The sequence below is a fragment of the Streptomyces sp. NPDC037288 genome, assembly GCF_055603265.1.
Genome location: NZ_JBVJVY010000157.1, coordinates 1 through 3,551, shown reverse-complemented (window position 1 = coordinate 3,551; position 3,551 = coordinate 1). Strand labels below are relative to the sequence as shown.

Below are 3,551 nucleotides of genomic sequence, written 5' to 3'. Positions count from 1 at the left end.
TCCGAATAGTCCTTCATCGCCATCGGCGGTCTTCTCGCTTCCTCCGGATCAAGCAGATCCAGTATCAGCGTGTCCACCACTCAGGGGGAGGCCCCATCCTCGGAAACCGTGCTCTCCTTCAGGGCGGTACCTAGCTGGTGACCGCTGGATGCTCCTGGGAGGCCCGGGTTCTTTTTCGCCTGTCAGCCGGTACGGATGCCCGGCTGACGATCCTGCGCTCGAAGGCACCAGTCCACGTTTCCACCGGTGTCTTTGACCCCTCGCCGATCCTGAGCGATCCGCGGGTCTGTACGGTCGGGTCACCGTGCTCGGCGCCGTCCTGGACGGCCGCAGTTTCCCCGCTACGGCCGACTACCGACAGCTCCTATGCTGGGCACGCTCGTTCGGCACGCTGCGGCGGGCAGGCGTTGAGTGCACCGGATCCTACGGGGCGGCCCTGACGCGTCACCTGCGTGCGGAGGGCATCGAGGTGACCGAGGTCAACCAGCCGGACAAGGCCGCCCGACGTCGCCACGGCAAGACCGACGCCGTCGGCGCCGAAGCCGCCGCCCGCGCCGTGTTGTCCGGCCGCGCCACCGCCGCGGCGAAGACGAGCGACGGCCCGGTGGAGATGCTGAGGCTGTTCAAACTGGCCAAGAACTCCGCGGTCAAGTCCAGGACCCAGGCCATCAACCAGCTCAAGAGCGTCCTAGTCTCGGTCGACCCCGCCCTGCGCGAGCTCCTGGCCGGCCTGAGCAACTCGCGCCTGGTCAAGCGGTGCGCCGAGCTGGACGGTCAGGCCGCGGCCGCCCGCCACACTCTGCGGCTGCTCGCTGGCCGCATCCAGTACCTGACCGAGGAGATCGACGACCTCAACAAGCAGATAGCCGCCGTCGTCAAAGCCACTGTCCCCGGTCTGCTCGACGTGTACGGTGTCGGCCCGGACAGCGCGGCCGCCCTGCTGATCGCGGCTGGGGATAACCCTGAACGCCTCGCAAGTGAGGCGTCCTTCGCCGCCTTATGCGGCACCAGCCCCGTGGAAGCGTCCTCCCGCAAGACCCAGCGCCGCAGACCGAACCGCGGGGGCGACCGCCAGGCCAACGCCGCCCTCTACCGGATCGTCCTCAGCCGCCTGCGCTGGGACTACCGCACCCGGGACTATCTGCAACGACGCCTCACCGAGGGCAAGACACGCCGCGAGACCATCCGCTGCCTGAAGCGATACATCACACGAGAGATCTACAGGATCATCGTCCCCACCAAACAGGCGACCGACCATCCAGACCCCGCACAAGCCACTTGACATCCATAGGGGCATCAAGGCCGCAGCGAGGATAAAGATCAAGCTGAGACGACATCACTCTGGCCAGGACCGTTGGTGGTTGATGATCGCCGCTTGTCACGCGCTGTCGAAGAGCTGGGACAGACCACGCTCGATGACCGTCGCAACGTCCTCGGTGCCGGCGGGCACGACCGCGTAGGTACGGCTCAGGAACCGGCGCAGCACGTCCGTATCGAATACGACCATGACCAGTCCACTGGGGCACTGCACCTCGACAACGGTGTGGCCTGTGTCATCGTCCGGCCACACGCACACCTCCCCCCACTGGGTCGGGGCGAGTAGCCCCTCTCCGAGCAGCTCACGCGCGAACACCCACCTCACCTGTGAGCCGTTGCACGTCACGTCAGGTGGAAAGTCGACGCAAACCACCAGCGGGTCGTCCAGGTAGTAGCGCAGCACGACACGGGCAGCGGACTCCCGGTCCGTATCCGTGATCAGGCGGACACGGGCAGGCCGCTCCACAGAGACGGGCGGAACCCCTGGAACAGGAGGGACGGACATGGCTGACCTCCGTTGCCTCAGACCCGGCAGATCCAGTTTCTGCCAGTATGTAATGAGCCCTTATCCCTGGTCACGACTTGTCAGAATCCGCCCTACAACGCAAGGGTGATTCATAGCGCCTTTTACCAAAAAGGCCATGTTCATCCGCTACGGTGTGCCGCTTGCTCTACTACGTGGGTTCTCCGATCGATCCGGCCATCGGTAGCGCCACAGCCGTCACCCCCACCGCGGTCGGCCGCAGGCCCTTCGGCCAGGCGCTGAATCCCGCGACCTCACCCCGGAGGAGTGGCAGGAAATCCTGGGTCAGTTCGAGCTATGGAAGGGCATCTGCGATATTCCACACCCTCGGTATCAGCCAGGCCCGCGCTGTGACAACCCCGCCGGCGCAAGGGAGGGATACGGCTGCCACCTATGCGCGGACCCGGCACTGCCAGGGGACCGAACGGCACCGCCGTGCACCGGGGTCCCCTGCAACCCGGCGCCCATGAAGTGCTCCGACTCATCCGGCAGGGTGCAGGTACTGCCGCCAGAGCATCGGCCCGGACCACCAGTACACCGCTCCCACGAAGCCCTGTACAGACGCACACCGCCCCCAAAAATGCCCCTGCCATACAAAATTGTGCACTTGTACCGCGTCAGGTTCCCGGGGCTTCTATCTTGATCGTGGACACCGGTTGTCATGCAGTGATGGCCAGCGTAGTTGATCTCTGTTCGAAGGCGACTGGCGCGAGGTAGCCGATCGTGGAGTGCCTGCGCCGGTGGCTGTAGAAGCCGAGCCAACGAAAGACTGCGAGCCGGTCGGCTCGTGCGGTCGGCCAGCCAGGCCGGTTGGGAAGGATCCCGCTTGAGTGGGCGAAGAACGACTGCGCAGCGGCGCTGTTCGCGAAGGCGCCGACCGCTCCCATGGATCGGAGGATCCCGGCCTGGTGGCACGTGACTTCGGATCTCCCTGCGTCCATAAGCACGCTTGCATCCGGGGCCGGCCCTACAGCCGGATCTCGCGCAGGCGCCCCGCCTGCGCGAGATCATCGCCAACCTCCACGCCTGCGTCGATGAGGCCAAGCAGTAGGGCTGGCTCGGCGAGATCGCGGGCCTGGAGGTGAGCCTCCCCGCGGCGAACGAGAAGCTGGCCGCGATGAACCCCCTCACCGGTCAGGATCCACAGCACGATCCGGACCTTCTCCTGCGTCGGCAACGCCGGCGGCCTCACCATGAACGATCAGACTCCTTCACGCAGCAGGACCCGCAAAAAAAACGAGCCCTGCCACATAGTCTGACGCGCGACTGGCGGAACCCGCCCTGGCCCACCGACTGGCAACGCAAGCACCACCCACGCCGCCCTCGCCACGGCAACAGCCAACCGGGAGGCCGGCAACCAGCCCACAAGCTGTTCACCGGCCTCCCAAACGCTTCAGCGCCTCACCGCCAGACGCCTACCGCTTCATGCCTCATGCGCGCGGTCACGCACACGGTCGCGGTTGCGGTCACGATCGGTCCGCTCACGCTCCGCCCGGTCCTTCTCGAGCTGCCTCCGCTCACGCTCCTGATCCGCACGCTCCTTGTTATGCTGCTCCTGAAGCTGCTTGGTCGCCTCCTCATGCTGCTTCTCAAGCCGCTGGGTGGCCTCCTCCTGTTTCTTCTTCAGCTCGTCCTTCGCACGCTGGTCCTTAGCCTTCTCGAGCGCATCCTGGTGCTCCCGCTGCTGCTTCTTGACCTCCGCCTCATGCTC

2 protein-coding genes and 2 pseudogenes are annotated in these 3,551 nt (G+C 65.8%); 1 reads left to right on the top strand and 3 read right to left on the bottom strand.

The window, feature by feature from the left end; all coding sequences use genetic code 11:
• Positions 1-298: 298 nt before the first annotated feature.
• A pseudogene (locus ACZ7GZ_RS42670) lies at positions 299-1,282 on the top strand (IS110 family transposase); the annotation flags it as partial.
• A 96-nt stretch (positions 1,283-1,378) separates the two neighbouring features.
• On the opposite strand, the gene ACZ7GZ_RS42665 reads toward ACZ7GZ_RS42670, so the two are convergent.
• From ACZ7GZ_RS42665 to ACZ7GZ_RS42655, 3 genes and pseudogenes are all read right to left on the bottom strand, one after another.
• Positions 1,379-1,822 carry an SsgA family sporulation/cell division regulator gene (locus ACZ7GZ_RS42665; protein ID WP_471033193.1) on the bottom strand — a complete coding sequence of 148 codons (444 nt, stop codon included), beginning with the start codon at positions 1,820-1,822 and terminating at the stop codon, positions 1,379-1,381.
• Positions 1,823-2,807: 985 nt separating this feature from the next.
• Positions 2,808-3,035, bottom strand: a complete 228-nt coding sequence (locus ACZ7GZ_RS42660; protein WP_471033191.1) for a hypothetical protein — start codon at positions 3,033-3,035, stop codon at positions 2,808-2,810.
• A gap of 228 nt (positions 3,036-3,263) precedes the next feature.
• Positions 3,264-3,551 (bottom strand): annotated as a pseudogene (locus ACZ7GZ_RS42655) (hypothetical protein); the annotation flags it as partial.